Annotated in this window: 18 protein-coding genes; 11 read left to right on the top strand and 7 right to left on the bottom strand. The window is 39.8% G+C overall.

The window, feature by feature from the left end; all coding sequences use genetic code 11:
- Positions 1-9: 9 nt before the first annotated feature.
- Entirely contained in the window at positions 10-4467 is a 4458-nt protein-coding gene (gltB, locus tag AAEY68_RS08640) for a glutamate synthase large subunit (RefSeq protein WP_024592685.1), read from the bottom strand.
- 698 nt (positions 4468-5165) lie between these two features.
- Here gltB and AAEY68_RS08635 point away from each other — a divergent pair.
- The 6 genes from AAEY68_RS08635 (at position 5166) to AAEY68_RS08610 (ending at position 12425) form a co-directional block, all read left to right on the top strand.
- Positions 5166-6419 (top strand): efflux RND transporter periplasmic adaptor subunit, encoded by a 1254-nt coding sequence (locus AAEY68_RS08635; RefSeq protein ID WP_024592686.1) that lies wholly within the window; start codon positions 5166-5168, stop codon positions 6417-6419.
- A gap of 42 nt (positions 6420-6461) precedes the next feature.
- Positions 6462-7172, top strand: a complete 711-nt coding sequence (locus AAEY68_RS08630; protein WP_024592687.1) for an ABC transporter ATP-binding protein — start codon at positions 6462-6464, stop codon at positions 7170-7172.
- Positions 7173-7175: 3 nt separating this feature from the next.
- On the top strand, positions 7176-8489 hold the full coding sequence (locus AAEY68_RS08625; RefSeq protein ID WP_010553404.1) for an ABC transporter permease: 1314 nt from the start codon (positions 7176-7178) through the stop codon (positions 8487-8489).
- A gap of 11 nt (positions 8490-8500) precedes the next feature.
- The gene (locus tag AAEY68_RS08620; protein WP_024592688.1) at positions 8501-9709 is read left to right on the top strand and encodes an ABC transporter permease; all 1209 of its coding nucleotides are present in this window, start codon (positions 8501-8503) and stop codon (positions 9707-9709) included.
- Positions 9710-9780: 71 nt separating this feature from the next.
- Complete coding sequence (locus AAEY68_RS08615; protein ID WP_024590831.1) at positions 9781-11112, top strand: sigma-54-dependent transcriptional regulator; 1332 nt, start codon at positions 9781-9783, stop codon at positions 11110-11112.
- Positions 11112-12425, top strand: coding sequence for a sensor histidine kinase (locus tag AAEY68_RS08610; protein ID WP_024592689.1), 1314 nt, complete (start codon positions 11112-11114; stop codon positions 12423-12425). The genes AAEY68_RS08615 and AAEY68_RS08610 overlap by 1 nt, the downstream gene beginning before the upstream one ends.
- Before the next feature lie 89 nt (positions 12426-12514).
- Here AAEY68_RS08610 and AAEY68_RS08605 read toward each other — a convergent pair whose 3' ends face one another.
- Entirely contained in the window at positions 12515-12853 is a 339-nt protein-coding gene (locus tag AAEY68_RS08605; protein WP_004335359.1) for a Grx4 family monothiol glutaredoxin, read from the bottom strand.
- A 266-nt stretch (positions 12854-13119) separates the two neighbouring features.
- On the opposite strand from AAEY68_RS08605, the gene AAEY68_RS08600 reads away from it, so the two are divergent.
- From AAEY68_RS08600 to AAEY68_RS08585, 4 genes are all read left to right on the top strand, one after another.
- Positions 13120-13701: a superoxide dismutase gene (locus AAEY68_RS08600; RefSeq protein WP_002960323.1), complete on the top strand. Its 582-nt coding sequence runs from the start codon at positions 13120-13122 to the stop codon at positions 13699-13701.
- A gap of 210 nt (positions 13702-13911) precedes the next feature.
- Positions 13912-15834, top strand: coding sequence for a PrkA family serine protein kinase (locus AAEY68_RS08595; RefSeq protein WP_350585827.1), 1923 nt, complete (start codon positions 13912-13914; stop codon positions 15832-15834).
- Between the two features lie 31 nt (positions 15835-15865).
- Complete coding sequence (locus AAEY68_RS08590; RefSeq protein ID WP_342877382.1) at positions 15866-17149, top strand: YeaH/YhbH family protein; 1284 nt, start codon at positions 15866-15868, stop codon at positions 17147-17149.
- A 19-nt stretch (positions 17150-17168) separates the two neighbouring features.
- A complete protein-coding gene (locus tag AAEY68_RS08585; protein WP_350585826.1) occupies positions 17169-18683 on the top strand; it encodes a SpoVR family protein in 1515 nt (504 codons plus the stop codon).
- Positions 18684-18781: 98 nt separating this feature from the next.
- On the opposite strand, the gene AAEY68_RS08580 is transcribed toward AAEY68_RS08585, so the two are convergent.
- On the bottom strand, positions 18782-19753 hold the full coding sequence (locus AAEY68_RS08580) for a sensor domain-containing diguanylate cyclase (protein ID WP_350585825.1): 972 nt from the start codon (positions 19751-19753) through the stop codon (positions 18782-18784).
- Between the two features lie 3 nt (positions 19754-19756).
- Positions 19757-20761, bottom strand: a complete 1005-nt coding sequence (locus tag AAEY68_RS08575) for a response regulator (protein WP_007584074.1) — start codon at positions 20759-20761, stop codon at positions 19757-19759.
- A gap of 233 nt (positions 20762-20994) precedes the next feature.
- On the opposite strand from AAEY68_RS08575, the gene tpx reads away from it, so the two are divergent.
- Positions 20995-21576, top strand: coding sequence for a thiol peroxidase (gene tpx / locus AAEY68_RS08570; RefSeq protein ID WP_024592694.1), 582 nt, complete (start codon positions 20995-20997; stop codon positions 21574-21576).
- An 88-nt stretch (positions 21577-21664) separates the two neighbouring features.
- Here the strand turns inward: tpx and adk are convergent, their stop codons facing one another.
- The 3 genes from adk to AAEY68_RS08555 all read right to left on the bottom strand — a co-directional run bounded on the left by adk (position 21665) and on the right by AAEY68_RS08555 (position 25255).
- Entirely contained in the window at positions 21665-22309 is a 645-nt protein-coding gene (gene adk, locus AAEY68_RS08565) for an adenylate kinase (protein ID WP_007584076.1), read from the bottom strand.
- 188 nt (positions 22310-22497) lie between these two features.
- Positions 22498-24411 carry a molecular chaperone HtpG gene (gene htpG / locus AAEY68_RS08560; RefSeq protein WP_024592695.1) on the bottom strand — a complete coding sequence of 638 codons (1914 nt, stop codon included), beginning with the start codon at positions 24409-24411 and terminating at the stop codon, positions 22498-22500.
- 118 nt (positions 24412-24529) lie between these two features.
- Complete coding sequence (locus AAEY68_RS08555) at positions 24530-25255, bottom strand: RluA family pseudouridine synthase (RefSeq protein WP_350585824.1); 726 nt, start codon at positions 25253-25255, stop codon at positions 24530-24532.
- Positions 25256-25257 lie beyond the last annotated feature (2 nt).

Raw genomic sequence — 25257 nt, 5'->3', positions numbered from 1 at the left:
ACTGCCCCCTTATTGCGCCTGAACACGTAGTTCGGCACTACTGCGAGCGCGATGCCCGAGTAAACTTTTTACGTCACTTGATATTGGTTTTACTAATTTGAACATCGGTAAGTACAATTCAAAGTTAGCCAAAATACTTTCTGCTCTGCACGAACCCGTAAGCTCTAAATGCTCAGCAATTAAGCCGCGTAAATGTTCTTGATGCGACGTTAATTCGTCTAGTGTTACTATTTCGACAAGCTCTGGATTAATGCGTTTTTCAAAATCATTTCGCTCATCTAAAATATAAGCAAAACCACCTGTCATACCCGCGCCAAAGTTAACGCCTACATTGCCCAGTACACATACAACGCCGCCCGTCATGTATTCACAACAGTTGTCACCTACACCTTCAACAACCGCTTGCACACCTGAGTTACGAACTGCAAAGCGCTCGCCTGCACAACCTGCAGCAAACAGTTTGCCGCCTGTTGCACCGTATAAACATGTGTTGCCTGCAATTGTGGCTTTGTGACTTTCGAACGACGAGCCAAGTGGTGGACGAATAACTAGCTTACCGCCCGCCATGCCTTTACCTACGTAATCGTTTGCATCGCCAACCAGTGTCATTTCAAGGCCGCCGGCATTCCACACACCAAATGATTGACCCGCAGTACCGTGTAGCTCAATTGCTACAGGATCTGCCGCCATACCTTGGTTGCCATATTTATCAGCAATATAGCCAGAAAGCATTGCACCTACCGATCTGTCCGTATTACAAATACGACTTACTAGTGAAATACCGCTTGAAGCATCAATTGCTTCTTGCGCCTTAGCAAGTAGGCTCTCATTAAGTTTTCCTAAATAATGTGAGCTATTAGGCGCACTGCAATAAAGTGTTTCACCTGTTGGGTTATTAGGCTGAGCAATTACGGAAGATAAATCAATTTTCTTCTGTTTTGCTGTTTTGCCTTCAATTGCTTCAAGCAAATCTAAACGACCGATTAAATCAGTTAAATTTACAACACCTAAGCTAGCCATGATTTCACGTGCTTCTTGCGCTATAAACTTAAAGTAGTTCATAGCCATTTCTGGTAAGCCGTGGTAATGCTTTTGACGAAGTGTTTCGTCTTGTGTTGCAACACCGGTCGCACAGTTATTTAAATGGCAAATTCGTAAGTATTTACAACCAAGCGCAACCATTGGGCCGGTACCAAAGCCAAAGCTTTCTGCACCTAAAATTGCCGCTTTAATTATATCTAAACCCGTTTTTAAGCCACCATCTGTTTGCAAGCGAATACGATGACGCAGTCCATTTTCAACAAGGGCTTGCTGCGTTTCTGCAAGTCCTAGTTCCCATGGGCTACCTGCATATTTAACTGAAGTAAGTGGGCTTGCGCCTGTACCGCCGTCGTAGCCAGAAATAGTAATTAAATCGGCATACGCTTTAGCAACACCCGTTGCAATGGTTCCTACGCCTGGTTCTGAAACCAGTTTTACAGAAATAAGTGCTTTAGGGTTTACTTGTTTTAAATCGAAAATTAGCTGCGCTAAATCTTCAATTGAGTAAATATCGTGATGTGGTGGTGGCGAAATTAACGTAACACCTGGAACAGAATAACGAAGCTTAGCAATATATGGGGTTACTTTTTCACCAGGTAATTGACCGCCTTCGCCTGGTTTTGCACCTTGCGCTACTTTAATTTGAATAACGTCAGCACTGCGTAAGTAATGCGGCGTTACGCCAAATCGACCTGAAGCGACTTGCTTAATACGCGAGTTTTTCTCGGTACCATAACGCAGCTTATCTTCACCGCCTTCACCAGAGTTTGAACAACCACCTAAGCGGTTCATTGCAATTGCTAGAGCCTCATGCGCTTCTGGCGATAATGCACCAATACTCATTGCTGCTGAATCGAAACGCTTGTATAGGTTTTCTGCAGGCTCTACATCATCGATGCTAATGCCTTGCTCTGGAATTTTAAGCGCAAGCATGTCACGTAAAGTGGCAATAGGACGCGTATTAACAAGTTTTGCATATTCACTGTAATCACTATATTCACCAGAACGAACTGCTTTTTGCAGGGTTTGGATTACATCAGGATTATAAGCATGATACTCGCCGCCATGTACGTACTTAAACAAGCCGCCGTGGCTTAATAATTTACGCTTACTTAGAGCGAGTTTGTGTAAGCTTTGCTGATCGTCATCAAAGTCGGTAAAGCATGCGCCCTGTATGCGACTCGCCACACCTTTAAAGCACATTTCAACAATAGCGTCAGATAAACCAACCGCTTCAAACAACATTGAGCAGCGATATGATGCAACCGTACTTATGCCCATTTTAGACATGATTTTGTATAAGCCCTTGTTAATGGCTTTACGGTAAGCAAGAGTTACTTCGCAATACGACTTATTAATAATTTTGCTGTCGCTCATTGCAACTAACGATTCATACGCAAGGTATGGATAAATTGCCGTAGCACCAAAGCCTAATAACACAGCAAACTGATGCGCATCACGCACGCTACCGGTTTCAATGATAATGTTTGATTCACAGCGAAGATTGTTATCAACTAATCGTTTTTGTACCGCACCTACAGCCATAGCTGCTGGAATCGGCAAATTTGCTTCATTAAAGTTACGGTCAGTTAAAATAAGCATTATACAACCAGCGGCTGCTTTTTCTTGTGCTTGGTCACAAATACGCGTTACCGCATTTTCTAAACCTTCTTCAACTGTGTAGGTAATATCAATTTTACAGTAGCTGTAATGCGCTTCATCAGCATTTAATAGCTGCTGCATATCTGCGTACATTAAAATTGGCGTATCAAACTGTAGGCGCTTAGCATGGCCTGTTGTTTCGTTAAATACGTTTTGCTCACTACCAATACATGTCGCAAGTGACATTACATGATTTTCACGCAGTGGATCGATAGGTGGGTTTGTTACTTGCGCAAATTTTTGGCGGAAGTAATCATAAAGCGAACGATGCCCTTCACTAAGCACAGCAAATGGCGTGTCATCACCCATTGAGCCGGTTGCTTCTTGGCCGTTTTCACCCATTACACGAATAACGCTATCAAGCTCTTCGTTGGTATAACCAAACATTTTTTGATATTTAGCTAGCGTTTCGTCATCAAATGAGCGATTTCCGGCGTCTTGTTCAGTAAGCTCTTCAAATGGAACTAAACGCTTAACGTTCTCCTCAAGCCATGACTTGTAAGGATGGCGAGACTTTAAATCTTGATCGATTTCATCTGAGTGCCAAATTTTGCCAAGCTTAGTATCAATAACTAATAATTCACCTGGACCAACACGGCCTTTTTCAACTACTTCATCGGCAGTGTAATCCCAAATACCCACTTCTGATGCAAGCGTAATAAAGCCATCTTGTGTAATTACATAACGCGCTGGGCGAAGTCCATTACGGTCAAGGTTACAAGCCGCAAAACGACCATCAGACATTACAATACCTGCCGGGCCATCCCATGGTTCCATATGCATAGAGTTAAAGTCGTAAAATGCACGTAAATCGTCGTCCATTGCACGGTTTTTCTGCCATGCAGGTGGTACGAGCATACGCATAGCGCGGAATAAATCCATGCCACCAGCTAAAAATAGCTCAAGCATATTATCTAGGCTTGATGAATCAGAGCCGGTTTCGTTTACAAACGGCGCTGCGCTTTGTAAATCAGGAATAAGCGGTGACGCAAACTTATATGAACGTGCGCGTGCCCACTGGCGGTTACCTTCAATAGTATTAATTTCACCATTGTGTGCTAAATAGCGGAAAGGTTGAGCTAAAGGCCAACGCGGCTGAGTATTAGTAGAAAAGCGCTGATGGAAAACACAAATCGCACTCGTCATACGAATATCAGCTAAATCTAGGTAAAAATTTGGTAAATCTGCAGGCATCATTAAGCCTTTATAGATAGTTACCAAACCAGATAGACTTGCGATATAGAAAGCTTCGTCATCAACAATGCGCTTTTCAGCGCGGCGGCGTGCTACATATAAGCGACGCTCTAAGTCTTTAGAACGCCAACCTTCTGGCGCGCTAACAAAAATTTGTTCAAAACCTGGTAATTGCTGTACAGCAATAGGACCCAACATAGATGGGTCAGTTGGCACAACGCGCCAACCTAAAATATTTAACGTTTCTTTTTCTAATTCTTCGCTAAGTATTTGTTTTGCAGCTTGCGCTAAAACAGGGTCTGAATTTAAAAATATCATACCCACTGCGTAGTTTTTGCCTAAGTGCCAGTTATGTTCACTAGCAATAGCACGGAAAAAGCTATCTGGTTTTTGTAATAATAAACCACAGCCATCACCTGTTTTACCATCGGCAGATATACCACCACGGTGCTGCATGCGATCAAGCCCCGTAATAGCAGTACGAATAAGCCTATGACTAGCTTGACCATTAACTTGAGCTATTAAGCCAAAGCCACAATTTTCTTTTTCTAACTTTGAGTCGTATAACATAGACCCCTCCCCTTGCTGCACTGTTAGCGTGGATGAACTGCTCGACGATTTGCTAACAGACGGACAAAACTAGCCTCTATCTTAAATAGAGTCAATAGCACTTTGAATACATATTCACATTCTTGAATATTTCTCACTTCATAGCAAGATTTCTTTTTATCATTATTTTTAACATTTAGCGTTATTTTAACCACTATTTTTTCATGACACTGGTGTCAAGTTTAACATATTGTAAAAAACACGAGCCTTCAGCGTACCAGCTTACGTAAACGTAAAGGCAAGCGAAAGTGAATAAGTATTCAGCGCTAGAGGGGCTATTCAGTTAACATTTAGATAGTTTTATGCTATTTCATTACTTTAATGGCTTAACATCCCCGATTATTGCTGCTCATTAGTATAGTTATGAAAGTTCATGTCATTTTTTGTACGTTAATAGTGAATTTTTATTTAAAACTATGTCCGATGCGGACACATAAACTGTCCGCGGACATAAATTTCAATAACAAAAAAACAAAATCACTTAAATATCAATAGGATAATAATTGGCATATTAATCGTATAGCTTTATATATAATCGCTAATTGGAATTACTATGTTTACTCTAAGCTTATTTTTACTCTCTCCTATTGCCGCTATTTGCACAGCAGCTTTATTACTGCTGTGCGAAAAATACATAAAAGCAATTTAGGGGAAATTAAATGATTAAAGATACCAGCGCACAAGACGTACAAGTAAAGGCACCTATAAGCTATAAAAAATACGCGATAATCACTGCGATTGTTTTCATTGTGGTCTCTGCAATTGCTTATATTTTTTTAACGAGCCATAGCGCTAAAAGCTCTATTAGCCGCTCAAAAGTACAGATTGCAAAAGTACATGTTAAAGCGCTCATTCGAGACATTGCCGCCAGTGGTAAAATTGTTGCTGCTAATGCTCCTAAAATCTACAGTCCAGAACGTGGATTTATAGATTTAAAAGTAAAGGCCGGCGATACAGTAAAGCAAGGCGACACACTTGCCCTGCTGCAAAGCCCTGAGTTAACTAATGAATTGAAGCAACAGGAGTCTGTACTTAAAAGACTTGAAGGCGAACAGCAAAGGCAACATTTGCAAGCAAGACGCCAAACACTCACCTTAAATAAAACACTCGATATGGCACAAGTCGAGCTTAACGCCGCTGAGCGCGAAAATCGTCGCGCACAGTTATCAATACAAAAGCACTTAATTAGCCAAATTGATCTAGAAAAAGCAGTTGATGATTTATCCCGAGCTAATCTCTCCTATAAGCATGCGCAGCAAGAGGTATTGCTTGCCAAAGACACGCTCGCTTTTGAACTACAAGCTGCTAAAAGTGATGTAACCCGCCAACAACTTATTGTTGATGACTTAATCCGAAAAGTAAGCAACCTATCTATTAAAGCTACCGTTACAGGGATCGTGGGTAACCTATTAGTGCAACAAAAAGCCGCAGTGACGCAAAGCCAACCTCTTATGACTCTCGTCGACTTAAGTAATTTTGAAGCCGAACTCCAAGTTCCTGAAAGTTACGCAAACGAATTAGGGCTCGGTATGGAAGTAGAGCTTAAGTTAGGCAATGAAACAGTGATGGGGAATTTATCCGCCATATCACCAGAAGTTAATAATCGTGAAGTAACCGCACGCGTCCGGTTTAAAGGTGTTACTAACAACATTCGTCAGAACCAACGCTTAACTGCACGTATTTTACTCGACAACCGAGAAGGTGTAATGCAAGTAAAGCGTGGTGCATTTATGCAGCAAGGCGGAATTATAGCTTATAAAGTCGATGGCAATATCGCAAAGCGTATACCTATTATAATAGGCGCCACCAGCATTAATGCGGTTGAGCTTTTAAGCGGACTAAAAGAAAACGATGAAATTATTATTTCAAGCTACAGCGACTTTAAGCAAGCCAACACGATTTTATTAAATTAAACAGACGTTCTCAACCAACGCTAAAAATAATTAGGAACAACCATGTTACAAATGAACAATGTAAGTAAAGTATACCAAACAGAAATGGTACAAACCCATGCGCTTCGAGATTTTAATCTGCAAGTAAACGAAGGCGAATTTATTGCTGTTACTGGTCCTAGCGGCTCAGGAAAAACAACCTTTTTAAATATTGCAGGTATGCTCGAGCCTTTTAACGAAGGTGAATACCTGTTGGATGGCGTTAATGTTGGCAGCCTAAACGATAACCAACGTGCTGATTTACGTAATCAAAAAATTGGCTTTATATTCCAAGGCTTTAATTTGATCCCCGATTTAAATTTATATGAAAACATAGAAGTTCCTCTTCGCTACAGAGGGATTAAAGCAAATGAGCGAAAACGTCGAATTGAGCAATGCCTTGAACAAGTTGGTTTAGCATCTCGCGCTAAACACTTACCTCAACAACTCTCTGGTGGCCAGCAACAACGTGTGGCAATAGCCCGTGCGCTTGCTGGTAAACCTCGTTTTTTACTTGCCGATGAGCCAACAGGTAACCTTGACAGCTTAATGGCTCGCCAAGTTATGGAGTTACTTGAACAAATCAATCGCGACGGTGCCACTATTGTAATGGTAACGCATGATAGCGAATTAGCCCGCCGTGCTCCGCGTAATATTCAAGTAGTTGATGGACAACTTGCCGACTTTACGCTTTATCAGGGCGCGCAAACTATAAAAACAGCATCGGGGGTTTAACTAATGTTTATTCATTATTTAGATTTAAGTTGGCGCAGCTTCAAGCGCACCCCACTGGTTAGCTTTTTAATGGTACTTGCCATTGCGATAGGTATAGGCATAACAATGACCAGCCTTAGTGTTTATCACATGATGTCGGCCGATCCTATTCCAGAAAAAAGCAGCCAACTTTACAGTGTGCAATTACAAACAATGGACGATGGTAGTACGTGGTGGACAGAAGATAACATGCCACTGCAACTGACCTATCAAGATGCTGAGAACTTATTAAACGCACCCACGTCAGAGAAAAAAGTGGCTATGATGCGTACCGGCTTTTCAGTTTATCTGGACTCCGACAAAATAAAACCTTTTATAGGTAATGCTCGCATGACAACGCCTGACTTTTTTAGCATGTTTAATTTGTCATTTCTATACGGAGGGGCTTGGAGCAAAGAGCAAGAAAACTCAGCCGCACCTGTGGTTGTTATTACCCAAGAGATAAACGATAAACTATTTGCAGGACAAAACTCTGTCGGAGAACTGATTTACTTAGATGATGCAAGCTATCAAGTAGTTGGTGTTATTAACCATTGGCCTCTCAATATTAAATATTATGATTTAAATAACGGTGCATTTAATCAAGTAGAAGAGTTATTTATGCCCTTTAGCTTAATAAAGGCAAAAGAGCTCGTAAGTTGGGGCAATAGCAATGGATGGAAACACGAAAACACACCAACCTTTGCAGATAAACTGCAATCTGAGCAAGTATGGATCCAGTTTTGGGCAGAGCTAAATACGCTTGAACAAAAACAAGCCTATCAAAATTACTTATTAGCCTATATGCAAGAACAACAAAAACGTGGTCGATTTAATCGTAAAGAACTTGAGTATAAACTTCGCGATGTAAACCAATGGATGCAATACAACAACGTCGTCACCGAAGACAATAAAATTTTAGTGGGCCTGAGCTTTATGTTCTTAGGTGTCTGCTTAGCCAATATTTTAGGTTTACTTTTAGCTAAGTTTTTACGCAGAGCGCCAGAAGTAGGTGTAAGGCGCGCATTAGGTGCTAGTAAAAGGCAAATATTTTTACAGCACTTAGTTGAGGTCGCCATGCTTGGCTTTATAGGTGGCATGCTAGGAATTGTACTAGCACAACTTGGCTTAATGGGCGTAGGGCAAAGCTACGACTACTATGAAAACTTAGCGACAATGGATTTAACCATGCTATTGAGCGCTCCATTGATTGCAATTACAACCTGCATTTTGGCTGGTTTGTACCCAGCTTGGCTAGTGTGCAAAACCAACCCTGCCATTTATCTTAAGAGCCAATAAGGAATTTAACAATGTTAGAAATAAAACCTATATTCAACGCCTTATGCCGCTCAAAGGTGGGCGCTGTATTACTGCTAATTCAAATTGCAATCACAACGGCAATAGTCAGTAATGCTGCATTTATCATTCAAGACAGAATTAGCTATTTAAACCAAGAAACGGGCTACCCTGAACAAGATATATTTAAGTTTAATGTAATGACCTTTGGTACTGATATTAACTTAAGTCAGCAGTTTGAGCTTGATGAAAGCATGCTTAGAAAAATGCCAGGCGTGGTCGATGCCGCATTAAGCAGTAGTATTCCGCTATCAGGGAGTGGCAGCGCTTCGAGCTTTAATTTAAAACCTGCTCCACAAGAAGGCCTAAGTGTCAGGACCGCTTATTTTTTTATAGATGACCACGCAATTAATACCTACGGCGTTAACTTAATTGCAGGGCGAAACTTTACCGAAGATGAAGTGCTAGTTACAAACGAAATTACACAAAAGCGCACCAACGTCACTATAGTCACTAAAGCCTTACTTGATGAGCTCTACCCTGATGGAGATGGTTTAGGAAAAATAGTTTATTTTGGTGACCTACCACTTAAAGTTATTGGCGTAATCGGAAAAATGAAAGGCCCGTGGCTCAAAGACAGTAAACCCGATAATCTTGCGTTTATTCCTTATATTAAAGCAGCAAGTTATGCACAAGTTGCCGTTCGTACAGAGCCTGGTCAGCGAGCAGCTGTAATGAAAGAAATAGGAAATGCTATGCTCGAAAATTACAGCAAACGCGTTATTAATAACATTAAAGGACTTGATGAATTAAAAAATGAGTATACCGCTCAAGATCGCCTCATGATGCGCATGCTCATAGTATTAATCACTATTTTAGTGCTTATAACCGCTCTCGGTATTTTTGGCTTAACCTTATTTAATATTAGCAAACGTACTAAGCAAATTGGTACACGCAGAGCACTTGGCGCAAGAAAGTCAGCTATTGTTAGCTACTTTTTAGTAGAAAATGCATTAATTTGTAGCCTAGGTTTAGCCTTAGGTGTAGTAACAGCAATACTGCTTGGGAAAATGTTAATGCAGTATTTTTCTGTAGCTGCACTACCGCCAAGTTATATAGCCGTTACCGCCATTGCCGTATTTTTAATGAGCTTACTTGCGGTATTAGCGCCGGCTAAACGCGCTGCTAATATTTCGCCCAGTATCGCAACTCGCACTATTTAATAATATGTAAATCACTATGCTACACTGCTTAGTAAGGCAGTGTAGCCATTAAAAAATTATAAAAATAACCTATGACTCATAAAATACTCATTGTTGATGATAACCAAGCAGTACTCGACGCACTTTCGTTATTGCTCGAGATCCACGACTTTTCGGTAGTCACTGCAACAAATCCGTTTGATGCTCTGCAAATAGTTCGCTATCAGCGAATTGAGCTTGTAATTCAAGACATGAACTTTACCAGCGACACAACCTCTGGCGAAGAAGGTAAAACGTTGTTTTATGAACTACGAGAAATAAACCCACACCTCCCTATTATACTTATTACAGCCTGGACCGAACTTGCTACCGCTATTGAGCTTGTAAAAGCCGGTGCTGCCGATTACTTACCAAAACCCTGGGATGATGCAAAACTACTAGTTTGTATCAGTAACTTAATAGAGCTAGGCAGTGCTAAAAAAATAGTGGCGACACATAATCGCCATCAACAAGAGCGTGAAGGTACATTTAAAAGCGCAGACCTTGCCGGGCTAATATTTAAAAGCACGGCTATGGAACGACTGGTCACTATGGCGCTACAAGTAGCTAAATCTGATATATCTGCATTAATTACAGGCCCTAATGGAAGTGGTAAAGAGTGCATTGCGCATATCATTCAAAAAAACTCCCCACTTGTATCGCAACCTTTTATTAAGGTAAACGCAGGCGCACTACCACAAGAACTTATAGAAGCCGAACTTTTTGGCGCTGAAGCTGGCGCATACACGGGGATAACTAAACAACGTATTGGTCGATTTGAAGCAGCTGATGGCGGTACGTTATTTTTAGATGAAATTGGTAATTTACCACTCTCAGGACAAATAAAATTACTACGCGTAGTACAAACCGGCGAGTTTGAACGTTTAGGCTCAACACAAACACAAAAAGTAAATGTGCGAGTAATATCGGCTACTAACGAAAACTTACTACAAGCAATTGAACAAGGTCGATTTAGGGAAGACTTATATTATCGCCTTAATGTAATTGAACTCAATGTGCCTGCCCTTAGCGAAAGGCAAGATGATGTTTTAGCACTCATTAGCCACTTCTTACCTCACCGAGAGCTGACTATAAACACAGAGCAAGCACTTCAACATTATAAATGGCCAGGTAACGTTCGAGAGCTAGAAAATGCTTGTAAACGTGTAGCGGTACTAAAACCAACAGGTGCGCTTACAGTCGATGACTTTGCACTTTCGTCATCGGTTACTGCTCAACAAGAAGCAAAAGCAGAACCGACCAAACAGGAAATAGAACACGCAATGCGCGCTCATCAAGGTGTTATAGCCAAAGTGGCCCGTGAATTTGGTTTAAGCCGACAAGCTCTTTATCGTCGATTACAAAAAATGGGTATTGATTATTAATGCCAAACATTATTAGCCACTTTACCCTAAGCCAAAAGGTTGTGTTAATTTGCGCACTTTGTAGCGCGCTGCCTGTTTTTATTATTGCCGCACTTAGTGGTTTTGATATGTACTACACTCTGTTTTTAATATTACTAACGCTTGCATTTAGCACCTTGCTTTCAAGAGCTCTCACCAAACCAATAAAGCTTGGCATGCAATCGCTTGAAACCGGGTTGCTTAATTTTAAAGATGGTGAGCTCTCCAGCTTACTAGCGTATAAAAGTAATGATGAACTTGGAAAACTATGCCGACTTTATAATCAAACCGCTAAACAGCTTCGCCAAGAAAAACAATGGATTTACCAGCGCGAGTTAATGCTTGATAAAGTATTGCAAAGCTCGCCGCAAGCGTTATTACTGGTCAATGATAATAATACGGTGGTATTTAGTAATTTAATTAGCCGTAGTTTATTTAATAGCGCAACCCGCCTTGAAGGTATGCAGCTAAGTAAATTGCTCGAAAATTCGCCCCTGCAATTAATAGCAGCTATAGAGCACGGTGTTGATGGCCTCTTTAATATAGAAATAGAGAATCAAGACTCGCAAACTTGGCATTTAGCCACCGGGGAGTTTTTACTCAATAACCAAAAGCATCATTTATATATATTTAAACAATTAACCCGTGAGCTTAGTCGCCAAGAAGTTGCCGTGTGGAAAAAGGTAATACGCATTATCAGCCACGAATTGAATAATTCACTCGGCCCTATGTCGTCCATGTTACACAGCGCACAATTGCTCGCAAATAAAGTTGATGAGCCCCGCCTTGCCCGTGTATTTGCAACTATTGATGAGCGAATTAGTCATTTAACTGAATTTGTACAAGGCTATGGCAAGTTTGCTAAATTACCTCAGCCACAAAAAACACGGATTAACTGGCAAAACACACTCAATAATTTAAAAAATCACTGGCAATTTAGCTACGAAATAAAAAATTCACACAATGAATTACAAGCTGATCAAGCCCAACTCGAGCAGCTGCTCATAAACCTATTAAAAAATTCACACGAGTCAGGCTCCAACTCCAATGAAATACATATTCAGGTCGAATTTGTACCCCAAGCTTGTGTTATAAATGTGAGCGACTGCGGCAAAGGAATGAGCGAGCAAGTAATGGCAAATGCTTTAGTGCCCTTTTATTCTACAAAAAGTACGGGGAGTGGTTTAGGGTTGGCCTTATGCAGAGAAATCGCAGAAGCGCACCAGGGGCATATAAGTTTACATAACAAAATAGAGGGCGGCTTAAACGTACAAGTGAGCCTTCCTTATTCGTAAATTCACAAAAATTAAAAACAACAAAGCCACTTAAAAAGTGGCTTTGTGTTTAAAGAGCTTAATAACCTGATAGCAGGTTGAGTAATAAATTACTCTGCGTCAGCTTCTTTATATTTAGCAGCAGTTTCTGTAATTAACGGCTGTAATTCACCGCGTTGAAACATTTCGATAATAATGTCACAACCACCAACTAATTCGCCATCTACCCATAATTGCGGGAATGTTGGCCAATTTGCGTATGCTGGAAGCTCAGCACGAATGTCTGGATTAAGTAAAATATCAACGTATGCAAATGGTTCACCACATGACATTAACGCTTGCGATGCTTGTGAAGAAAAACCACAATTTGGTAATTTTGGTGACCCTTTCATGAAAAGGATTATTGGGTTTTCTGAAATTTGCTGTTTAATTTTATCAATGGTTTCCATCTACAACCTCAAAGTAACGATAGCTAAATATATTTAGGTCTTGAAAATAACTCATCGTGACCACAAATATATAACTTAAAATGGGCAAATAAAGCCGCAATTGAAATAGTCTTTCGCAATAGCATTGCTGTTTGCTTAAACTTGAGTAAAATACTCAACAATTATAGTAACACTATATTACCGCTTGGTATAGGTAACTGCTCTGTTTCAACAGGCATTACGTATTACCAAATGGACTATCAACCAAAGAAGATGGAGATAAAAAAATGGCATTTGAACTACCGTCACTACCATATGCAATCGACGCACTTGAGCCACATATTTCAAAAGAAACGCTAGAGTTTCACCATGGCAAACACCACAACACATACGTGGTTAAGCTTAATGGTTTAATCCCTGGTACTGAGTTTGAAAACAAATCTCTAGAAGAGATCGTATGTTCATCAGAAGGCGGCGTATTTAACAACGCAGCACAAATCTGGAACCATACTTTTTACTGGAACAGCTTATCTCCAAACGGCGGCGGCGAGCCTACTGGCGCAGTTGCTGATGCAATCAACGCTAAATGGGGTTCTTTTGATGCGTTTAAAGATGCATTAAATGACAAAGCAGTAAATAACTTTGGTTCAAGCTGGACGTGGTTAGTTAAGCTTGCTGATGGTTCACTAGACATCGTTAATACATCTAACGCTGCTACACCATTAACTGATGATGGCGTTACTCCAATCCTTACAGTGGATTTATGGGAACACGCTTACTACATTGATTACCGTAACGTTCGTCCAGATTACCTTAAAGGTTTTTGGTCGCTTGTTAACTGGGAATTCGCGAACGCTAACTTCGCTTAATTAGCCTTTAAACGCTAATGTAAAAAAGACGCTTAGGCGTCTTTTTTTGTTTCTTGTTTATCACACCCAAGCGCCTCATCATTTAATAATACACTTTTAGTAACATGATCTTTTTTCACTTAAATTTTTAATTTTATTGCACAAAAATACACATTCGTGACTAGACTTTAAAAGGTAAGCACCTTTTTACAGCGGGTTTCGGAGGTTATTATGACGATTTTTGAGCATTACCAAGCACGATACGAAGCGGCACAGGAAGAAGAATACAGTATCGCTGAATTTCTTGAGATTTGTAAAACCGATAAGTCTGCCTACGCCAGCGCACCAGAACGCCTACTCATGGCAATTGGCGAACCAAACATGGTAGATACCGCAACGGATGCACGACTAAGCCGGTTATTTTCTAATAGAGTAGTTGCGCGCTACCCTGCCTTTACTGATTTTTATGGTATGGAAGATGCCATTGAGCAAATAGTCTCTTATTTAAAACACGCCGCCCAAGGGCTTGAAGAATGCAAACAAGTGCTCTATTTACTTGGACCTGTTGGTGGGGGTAAATCATCTATTGCCGAAAAACTAAAATATTTAATGCAACAAGTACCTATTTATTCAATTAAAGGCTCTCCGGTAAGCGACCATCCTCTTGCATTATTTGACCCAATAGAGGACGCCGACGTACTAAAGCAAGAGTACGGTATTAAACCGCGCTACTTAAAAACCATTATGTCGCCTTGGGCTGGTAAACGCTTAAAAGAATTCAATGGTGATATTAGCCAGTTTAGAGTGGTTAAACGCTACCCTTCTATTTTAAATCAAATAGGCATTGCCAAAACCGAACCTGGAGATGAAAACAACCAAGATATTTCGGCGCTAGTGGGTAAAGTAGATATTCGCCAGCTTGAGCACTTTGCCCAAAACGATCCTGATGCATACGCCTACTCGGGCTCTTTATGTTTAGCTAACCAAGGGCTGATGGAATTTGTAGAAATGTTTAAAGCACCGATTAAAGTGCTGCACCCTTTACTTACCGCAACCCAAGAAGGTAACTACAACGGAACAGAAGGCATTAGTGCTCTGCCCTTTAATGGCATGATCCTCGCTCACTCTAATGAATCTGAGTGGCAAACTTTTAAAAACAATAAAAACAATGAAGCATTTTTAGACCGTGTTTATATTGTTAAAGTACCTTACTGCTTACGTGTAACTGAAGAAATTAAAATTTACGACAAATTACTTGAGCACAGCGAGCTATACAACGCGCCATGCGCACCGGGTACACTTAAAACATTGGCGCAATTTACAACGCTATCACGTTTAAAAGAGCCAGAAAATTCAAGTATCTATTCAAAAATGCGGGTATACGATGGCGAAACTCTAAAAGACACCGACCCTAAAGCAAAATCGTATCAAGAGTATCGTGATTACGCAGGTGTTGATGAAGGCATGACGGGGCTCTCTACTCGCTTTGCGTTTAAAATTTTATCTCGTGTGTTTAACTTTGATACCACTGAGGTTGCCGCAAATCCGGTGCATTTGTTCTATGTGCTTGAACAACAGATAGAGCGCGAACAATTTTCAAGCGAAATAGAAGAGCGCTATTTAAGCTTTCTAAAAGGCTATTTAATTCCGCAATATGTAGAGTTTATAGGTAAAGAACTGCAAACCGCTTATTTAGAATCGTATTCAGAATACGGACAAAACATTTTTGACCGTTATGTTATTTATGCAGACTTTTGGATACAAGACCAAGAATATCGCGACCCTGATACGGGACAACTATTTGACCGTGAGGCACTTAATGCCGAACTTGAAAAAATAGAAAAGCCAGCAGGTATTTCTAACCCTAAAGATTTCCGTAATGAAATAGTGAACTTTGTATTGCGTGCCCGTGCGCATAACAATGGTAAAAACCCACTATGGACAAGCTACGAAAAACTACGCACGGTGATTGAGAAAAAAATGTTCTCTAATACCGAAGATTTACTTCCTGTTATTTCGTTTAATACTAAAACGTCTGCAGAGGATCAGCAAAAGCACGAAGACTTTGTGAACCGTATGGTCGAAAAAGGCTATACACAAAAACAAGTTCGCTTGCTTTCTGAGTGGTATTTACGGGTTAGAAAATCGCAATAACCTTCATAGTCGTAGTATATAGGAGGTCAATATGGCGCATTTTATAGATAGGCGTTTAAACGGAAAAAATAAAAGTACGCTTAATCGCCAGCGCTTTATTAGGCGCTATAAAAAACAAATTAAAGAAGCAGTTTCAGATGCGATTAACAAACGCAGCGTTACCGATTCAAGCTCTGGTGAGAGTATTTCTATTCCACAACGCGATATCAGCGAACCTACATTTCATCAAGGGCAAGGCGGGAATAGAGAACAAATTCACCCTGGTAACGATCAGTTTTCTACAGGTGATAAAATTGAGCGCCCTAAAGGCGGACAAGGCGGCGGTGCCGGTGAAGGTGACGCCAGCGATTCGGGCGAAGGGCAAGATGAGTTTGTATTTTCAATATCAAAAGATGAATACCTTGATTTACTGTTTGAAGATTTAGAACTTCCTAACTTACAAGAGAACCAGCTTGATAAGTTAGTGCAAATGAAAACCCACCGCGCAGGGTTTTGTAGTGATGGTATGCCTAGCAATATTGATATTGTCCGCTCATTACAAGGCTCGCTTGCACGGCGTGTTGCCATGAGTGCAGGTAAAAAACGCCGTTTAAAAGAGCTCGAAGAACAACTTGCTCTGCTGCTTGCTGGTCCACATAACGATAAAGCGGCAATTGCTTTATTACAAAAAGAAATTGCAGCATTAAAACTACAAATTAAATCGGTCCCGTTTATTGATAACTACGATTTACGTTTTCGTAATTACGAAAAGCGCCCTCACCCCACCAGCAAAGCGGTAATGTTTTGTATTATGGATGTGTCAGGCTCAATGGATCAGCCAACAAAAGACATGGCAAAGCGCTTTTATATTTTGCTCTATCAATTTTTAACACGCAGCTATAAAGACATAGACGTTGTTTATATTCGCCACCACACACAAGCAAAAGAAGTAGACGAGCAAGAGTTTTTTTATTCCCAAGAAACTGGCGGCACTATTGTTTCAAGCGCACTTAAATTAATGAACGAAATAATAAAAGAGCGTTATCACGCAAACGAGTGGAATGTATACGCCGCACAAGCCTCTGATGGCGATAACTGGGCGGACGACACCCCGCAGTGTGGTGAAATTTTACGTAATAAGCTCTTAAGCGCAGTACGCTATTTTGCTTATATTGAAATAACCACTCGTGCTCATCAAAGCCTATGGCGCGAATATGAATCTATAACACACAGCCATAATAATTTCGCCATACAGCATATTCAAAGCGTTGAAGATATTTACCCAATTTTTAGGGAGCTATTTAAAAAAGGTCGTCAACAGCAAAACTCTGCATAGCCAAAAGCGAGGTAGCATTATGAATGATAAACGAATGAGTGATGGCCCAGATTGGACCTTTGATTTATTAGATGAGTACCAAGGTGAAATTGCCCGTGTTGCAGCTCACTACAGGTTAGACACCTACCCTAATCAAATTGAAGTGATAACCGCAGAGCAGATGATGGATGCTTATTCAAGCGTTGGCATGCCTATTGGCTACAGCCATTGGTCTTACGGTAAAAAGTTCATTCAAACAGAGCAAAATTATAAGCGCGGACAAATGGGTCTCGCTTACGAAATAGTGATAAATTCAGACCCTTGTATTGCGTACTTAATGGAAGAAAATACCCTACCTATGCAAGCGCTTGTAATGGCACATGCATGTTACGGACATAACTCATTTTTTAAAGGTAACTATTTATTTAAAACCTGGACCGATGCTGGCTCAATTATTGATTACTTGGTATTTGCTAAAAACTACATAAGTCGCTGTGAAGAAAAGCACGGTATTACACAAGTAGAAGCCCTACTCGACTCATGTCATGCATTAATGAATTACGGAGTCGATCGCTACAAACGTCCACAACAAATATCGTTATTTGAAGAACAAAAACGTCAACAAGAGCGTGAAGACTACCTTCAATCGCAAGTAAATGAATTATGGCGGACTATTCCTGAGCAACAGCAAGAAACCAAAAAGAAAGTACGCCATTTTCCTTCTGAACCCCAAGAAAATATTTTGTATTTTATTGAAAAAAATGCCCCATTACTCGACTCTTGGCAACGTGAAGTGATACGTATTGTTCGTAAAATTTCGCAATACTTTTACCCACAAAAACAAACTCAGGTAATGAACGAAGGCTGGGCAACATTTTGGCATTACACCATCCTTAATCACTTATATGATGAGGGAAAACTCACCGACTCTTTCATGTTAGAATCTTTACAAAGCCATACCAACGTAGTTTATCAGCCACCTTATAACAGTAAGTATTATTCAGGCATTAACCCATATGCTTTAGGCTTTAATATGATGGTTGATATTCGCAGAATATGTGAGCACCCAACTGAAGAAGATAAACGCTGGTTTCCTGAATATGCAGGCAGTAATTGGCTAGATACACTGCATTTTGCAATGGAAAACTTTAAAGATGAGAGTTTTATTAGCCAGTTTTTATCGCCTAAGTTAATTCGTGATTTTAAATTATTTACTATTATTGACCATACTAATAATACCCATTTAGAAATTGGCGCAATACATAACGACAACGGCTATAAAGCTGTAAGAGAAGCGCTCTCAGCGCAGTACAACTTGAGTAATCATGAACCCAACATTCAAGTATATGACGTTGATATTAGAGGTGACCGTTCACTAACCCTACGCTACGTACCTCATAACAACATTCCTTTAGCAAACTCGCACGAGGAAGTACTTAAGCATCTTTACAGATTATGGGGCTTTAAAGTAAAACTAGAGCAAGAGTCAAATTCTGGTGAGGTTTCAATGATTGGTCAATGCCCAATAGATGACTCTCGACACACAACACAATAATGAAGAGCAATAAAATTTTCATACTGATTGGGTTTGCTCAGCAGGTTATAAAAACACGGTATTATTTAACCCTAAATTCTGGATATAAAAAATGACGCTTAAGCGTCATTTTTTATATCTTCGTAGGCTATTACTTTATTTCGCCCTGTATTTTTAGATTGGTACAGTGCTTTATCTGCAGCCTCTATCCAGCGCTCATGATTTTTAAAATCATTACTGCTACCAGCCAGCCCTATACTTACCGTCATTGTTATTTCAAAGTGTTTATACTTAACAGGGTTAGTTTCAATCAATACCCTTAAACGCTCAGCAAATACAAAAGCGCCTTCTTTATCTGTATCAAGTAATGTTACTGCAAACTCTTCACCGCCATAACGCCCTGCAACATCAGTTTCGCGCAGCGTCGTACGTAGTAAGTTAGATAAATGACGAAGCGATTCATCACCACAGCTATGGCCATATTCATCATTTATTTTTTTAAAGTGGTCAATATCAAACATTAATAATGTACTACAGCCACCACTTCGCTTAACTCTCAAAAACTCTTGGCGTAGCGTACCTTCCCAGTGTCCACGGTTTGCAAGCTGCGTTAAGCTATCTGTTTGACTTACTTGTTCTAATTTTTTGTTTAACTCTTCAAGCTCTTTTTTATTTACCGCGACATCTGTTACATCATACAAAATAATACAAATATGGCTAACTTCGCCCATCGTATTTGTAAGAGGGATAAATGTCGCATTTTGATACATGTAATCAGCTTTACCAGTAATAGGTCTATAATTTTTAAACCTAAAAATGTATGGCTGCTGCTCCCAAATCGTAAAAGAGCGGTTTTTTAAAACAAAAACCGATTCTGATTTACTTCTAAACCATTTTTCGTCTATTGCAGGAAATAAATCAAATAGGTCTTTATCTTTTACTGCGCTTGGTAGAAGCCCTGAATGGTTTTCCATAAAACCATTCCATACACACACCTTATAATCTCTATCAAGTACTACAAGGCCTATATCAACGGTATTAAACATATCCATAAGCCAATGGATCTCATTCATTTCTAAATCTGCAGCCATAACTTAATCTTCTAATAGGTAAGCAACTTTATACTTCAAAGTTTTAAGTGAATCTTCAGTAAATAACAGCATGAGGTCGCAATTTATATCATGGTTTTCAATACCGTAACTAATCTCTATAGCAAGGGTGCGTTGCCAACGTGACTTGTTTGATTTAACCAGCTCAGACACATCTCTGTGTTGGCCAAGTACTATTGGGTGCCCTTGGCTAAATGACATATCGAGCTGTTTTGAAAGACCCGTTAAAATAGCGCCTATCAAAATATTACTAATATCCATAAGCAGCTCAAGTTCAATTTTATCGTTTAACTCGCCGTCATAATTCATCAAAGAAGCTATTTCTTTAAAGCTTGAATCATTTAAAAGTAATAGCGCCTCGCCCGAAATGCCACCGCCAATAAAGCCCTGGCACACACCCGATGTAGCTGCATTATTATCTATAGACTGCAGCGCCATATCGAGTTCATTAACTTCCAAAATATTCACATTAGGAATTGGTAGCTCTACAAACACATTAAGAAGACGTGCAAGTAAATCCCCAGCCTGTCCCATAGCAACGTTAGTGAGTTCTTGGTATATATCCCGAACATCAGGGTCGACTTGCTCTCCAAGCGAATGAGAGAGACGCTCACGCATGGCTTTATCTTTAATCCCATGGTGTTCAATTATGCTGGCTAGTTTTTCGGGGGAACATGGTTTTTGAATGAAATCGATAGCACCAAGTTCAAGCACTCTTTGATGTGCACTTGGCTGTATATCACCAGAGACAACAACAGTGAGTATGTTTAGCCCCTGTTCTTTCATAGCGATTAATACTTCATACCCATCCATTTCAGGCATGTTTAAATCGAGAAAAAGTATTTCTGGTTCAATTAACTTTATTTGCTTTATGCAATCAACGCCGTCGAGTGCAAATTCAACTTTAATATCCCAATCTTCAGGTAATGAACGAGCTAGCTGACGCCTAGCTAATTTTGAGTCATCACATATTAGTACCGATGTTGACATATTATCTCTCTGTTTCTAAACCAGTAATGAGCATTAAAATCATTTTATGATGGTTTTTATTTTTATTATTGAAGATATATTTTGTAACTTCATGTTAATCAAAGTTTAGCACAGTTACAATTTTTATATTGCAGAACTAATCCCAACTTCATCAGAGCGGTATAATCTCTTGGTTACTATAGCGCAGTATAATACACTGACGCCCATTGCGTTAATTTAAAAGGAAATACCTTATGTTACGTTCACTTACCTTTGCTTTGAGCGCATTTTGCTCTGTGGCTATTGCAGCCGATTACCCAGAAAACACGCTAGACATAGGAAAAGTATCTGCACAAGGCAAACCAGTCACTTTATTAGGCAAAGGGATCTCTGTTGGAGATAGCGCGCCAAATTTCAAAGTAGTTGATAACAACTTCATCCCTGTAACGCTTGAGGATTACAAAGGCCAAGCTGTATTGATAAGTGTAGTGCCAAGTCTTGATACAGGTATTTGTAGCCTGCAAACTAAGCATTTCAATGAAAAAGTAGCCTCGCAATTTCCAAGTGTTGTAATGCTAACAATTAGTGCTGATTTACCATTTGCTCAAAAGCGTTTTTGCAAAGCTGAAAATATCGATAAAATCACTACGTTATCAGATTCTGTTTGGCGCGATTTTGGCCAAAAATACGGATTGATTATTAAAGATATGGGCTTATTAACGCGAACTGTATTTATTTTAGATGAAAGCCATAACGTCATTTATAAACAATTAGTTAGTAGCCTTTCAACTGAACCAGAATACAACAGCGTAATTGAGAAACTTGAAACGCTGTAAAGCCGATTAAATAACATTGATTAAGCAATGCTAAACAGCCTTAAAACAAAAAACCGCCAATTGGCGGTTTTTTAATGTGCTTTTATAATTAACCTAAAAGCTCACCAAGTTGTGAACTAACAGCTTCAACAGCTTGTGTACCATCTAGTTTGTGGTATTGAGTATTACCAGCAGCAGCTTCTGCTTGGTAGTAATCAACTAATGGCATAGTTTGCTCGTGGTAAATACCTAAACGTTTACGTACTGTTTCTTCAGTATCGTCAGCGCGAACAATTAAGTCATCTCCAGTTTCGTTGTCTTTACCTTCCACTTTTGGTGGATTATATACAATATGGTAAACACGACCAGAACCAGGATGAACGCGACGTCCGCCCATACGTTCAACAATCACTTCGTCAGCCACGTCAAATTCAATAACGTGATCAACCACTACGCCATTTTCTTTCATCGCATCAGCTTGAGGAATTGTGCGTGGGAAGCCATCAAGTAAAAAACCTTTCTCACAATCAGCTTTAGTAATACGCTCTTTTACTAAACCAATAATAATATCGTCAGAAATTAGTTGACCAGCATCCATTACTTTTTTTGCTTCTAAGCCTAATGGCGTGCCCTCTTTAATTGCTGCACGTAACATGTCGCCAGTAGAAATTTGTGGAATACCGTATTTGTCCATTAAAAACTGAGCTTGAGTACCTTTACCTGCACCCGGCGCGCCCAAAAGAATAATGCGCATATTATTGTCCCCTAGTATGGATATTTATTTTAAAGCCTGAATTCTTCCACAAGCGCCGCCGATACTCAAGCAACTTATACTAATTGATGAGTTGTTGATGTATTTACAGCGCATTAAAAAAGGGAACATACGTTCCCTTTTATTTAAAGTATATAATTTATACTTTTATTAACTAAATAGTTAACTGACTACTTGCTTAGTTCAAGCATTAGTTTGTTTAGGCGAGTAACAAATCCTGTTGGATCTTTAAGTGTACCGCGCTCTGCAAGTAATGCTTGGTCTAATAAAACATGTGACCACTGTGAAAATTTATCTTCATCTTGTTCGTCATTCAAATGCTTAACAAGTTGATGCTCTGGGTTTAGCTCAAACACAGGTTTTGCTTCTGGTGCTGCTTGACCAACAGATTCCATTAGCTTTTGCATTTGTGAGCTCATGTCGTTGTCGTCGCTTACAACACATGCTGGAGAATCTGTTAGGCGGTGCGTAAAGCGCACTTCTTTAACGTCATCACCTAGTGCTGTTTTAATACGCTCAACAAGGCCTGCCATTTCTTTTTCAGACTCTTCTTGTGCTTTTTTAGTTTCTTCGTCGTCCAGCTTACCTAAATCTAAATCACCACGTGTGATTGACTGTAGTTGCTTATCAGCAAATTCAGTTAAGTGGCTCATCATCCACTCGTCAACACGGTCACTTAATAACAATACTTCAATCCCTTTTTTGCGGAAAATCTCTAAATGAGGAGAATTTTTCGCAGAAGTAAATGTATCAGCTACTACATAGTAAATTTTGTCTTGGTCTTCGTTCATGCGCTCAACATATTGCTCAAGCGACACATCTTGTGTTTCTGAATCAGTATGAGTAGAAGAAAAGCGTAATAACTTACATACAGCTTCTTTATTTGCCGCATCTTCAGCTGGGCCTTCTTTCATTACTTGGCCAAACTCATTCCAAAATACTTGGTAATCGTCAGCTTTGTTTTTAGCCATACGCTCAAGCATTTTAATAATGCGCGATGTACACCCTTTACGAATAGCTTGCGTTACTTTGTTGTCTTGTAGAATTTCACGAGATACGTTTAGAGGTAAATCGTTTGAATCTAGTAAACCTTTCACAAAACGAAGGTAGCTTGGCATGAACTGCTCAGCATCATCCATTACAAATACACGTTGTACGTAAAGCTTTAAGCCACTTTGACGTTCACGGTTCCATAAATCGAAAGGTGCTTTTTTAGGGATGTATAAAAGGCTCGTGTATTCAGTTTTACCTTCAACCTTATTATGTGCCCAGCTAAGTGGATCTTCCCAGTCGTGGCTTACGTGCTTGTAAAACTCTTTGTATTCTTCATCAGAAAGCTCTGACTTATCACGCGTCCACAATGCAGTTGCACGGTTAATGCTTTCCCACTCACCTGGTACTGCTGGAATTTTTTCGCCGTCTTCGCCTTCAGACTCTGGTACTTCTGCTTTAAACATTTGTACAGGTGTTGAAATATGATCTGAGTATTTTGTAACAATGCCACGTAAGCGGTAATCGTCAGCAAATTCTTTTTCTTCATCACGAAGATGTAAAATAATGTCGGTACCACGGCCTTCTTTTTCAATTTCTTGAAGCGTGTATTCGCCTTCACCTTGAGATTCCCACTCGTAAGCGGTTGTTTCACCGGCTTTACGTGTACGAACAGTTACTAAATCAGCAACAATAAATGCTGAGTAAAAACCAACACCAAATTGACCAATTAATTGTGAATCTTTACTTTGATCACCCGTTAAGTTTTTAAAAAACTCAGCAGTACCCGACTTTGCAATAGTACCCAATGAGCTTATTACTTCATCACGTGTCATACCAATACCATTATCAGAAATGGTAATTGTATTTGCTTCTTTATCAGCACTAATACGAACACGTAAGTCGGCATCACCTTGGTAAAGGTCGCCTTGAGAAAGCGCTAAAAAGCGTAACTTGTCTGCCGCATCTGATGCGTTTGACACAAGCTCGCGTAAAAATATTTCTTTATTAGAATAAAGAGAATGAATCATTAAGTTTAATAATTGTTTTACTTCTGTTTGAAAGCCTAATGTTTCTTTTTGTGCTGCAGTCATTTATATATCTCCAATTTGCAAAGTGTCTGCGTTATGCACTTAATATGGGGTGAGGTGTTAGAACTTCAAGGGAAAAATCAAAAAAAGGTGAAACGAAAAAATAGAATATCTCGTTTATCTAAAATGGGTGCGGACAATTAATATGAATCTTTTCACCTGTTGTTGGATGTTCAAAATATAAATCGCTGGCATGTAATTGTAAGCGTCCTGCCATGTACTCACTTTGTGCACTTTTATATAAATCACAGCCTAAAATTGGATGCCCTATAAACTGGCTGTGTATTCGTAATTGATGGGTACGTCCGGTAACGGGCGTAAATTGCACTAAGGTTCTGCACGGCTGTTTAAGCCGCTCAAGCACACTGTATTCACTCACCGCTACTTTGCCCATCGTTTGGCAAATTTTAACTCGCGGAAAAAGCAGTTTATCTTTTGCTATTGGCGCAGTAATTGACCCCACATCAACAGCTAAGCACCCTTCAAGCATCGCTACATAACGCTTTTGAATAGTGCGCGCCTGAAACTGTTTATTAAGATGCTTTGATGCTTTGGCGTTTAATCCAACAATCATAATGCCCGATGTACCCAAATCTAATCGATGCGGTAACTTTGCCTCAGCAAATGCGGCTGTTAACTCTTTTTGACCATGTACTAAACGGTAATGTACTGAGTCCCAGTTAAGGGGGTTTTTACCAGACAAACTTAATAACCCACTGGGTTTATTGATCAATAAAATATCGTCATCTTGATATAATATTTCAATAAACCCGTCGCACTTAGGCGCTACAAAGTCATCAACAATCATGTGTGGTGCTGAAGGTGTTTGCGATGTTGAGTTAGCCATTA

It is taken from the genome of Pseudoalteromonas sp. RB2-MNA-CIBAN-0110, from assembly GCF_040309305.1.
Lineage (GTDB): Bacteria > Pseudomonadota > Gammaproteobacteria > Enterobacterales > Alteromonadaceae > Pseudoalteromonas > Pseudoalteromonas arctica.
The sequence above is the reverse complement of the archived record's forward strand: the minus strand, read 5'-3'. Positions and strand labels throughout refer to the sequence as shown.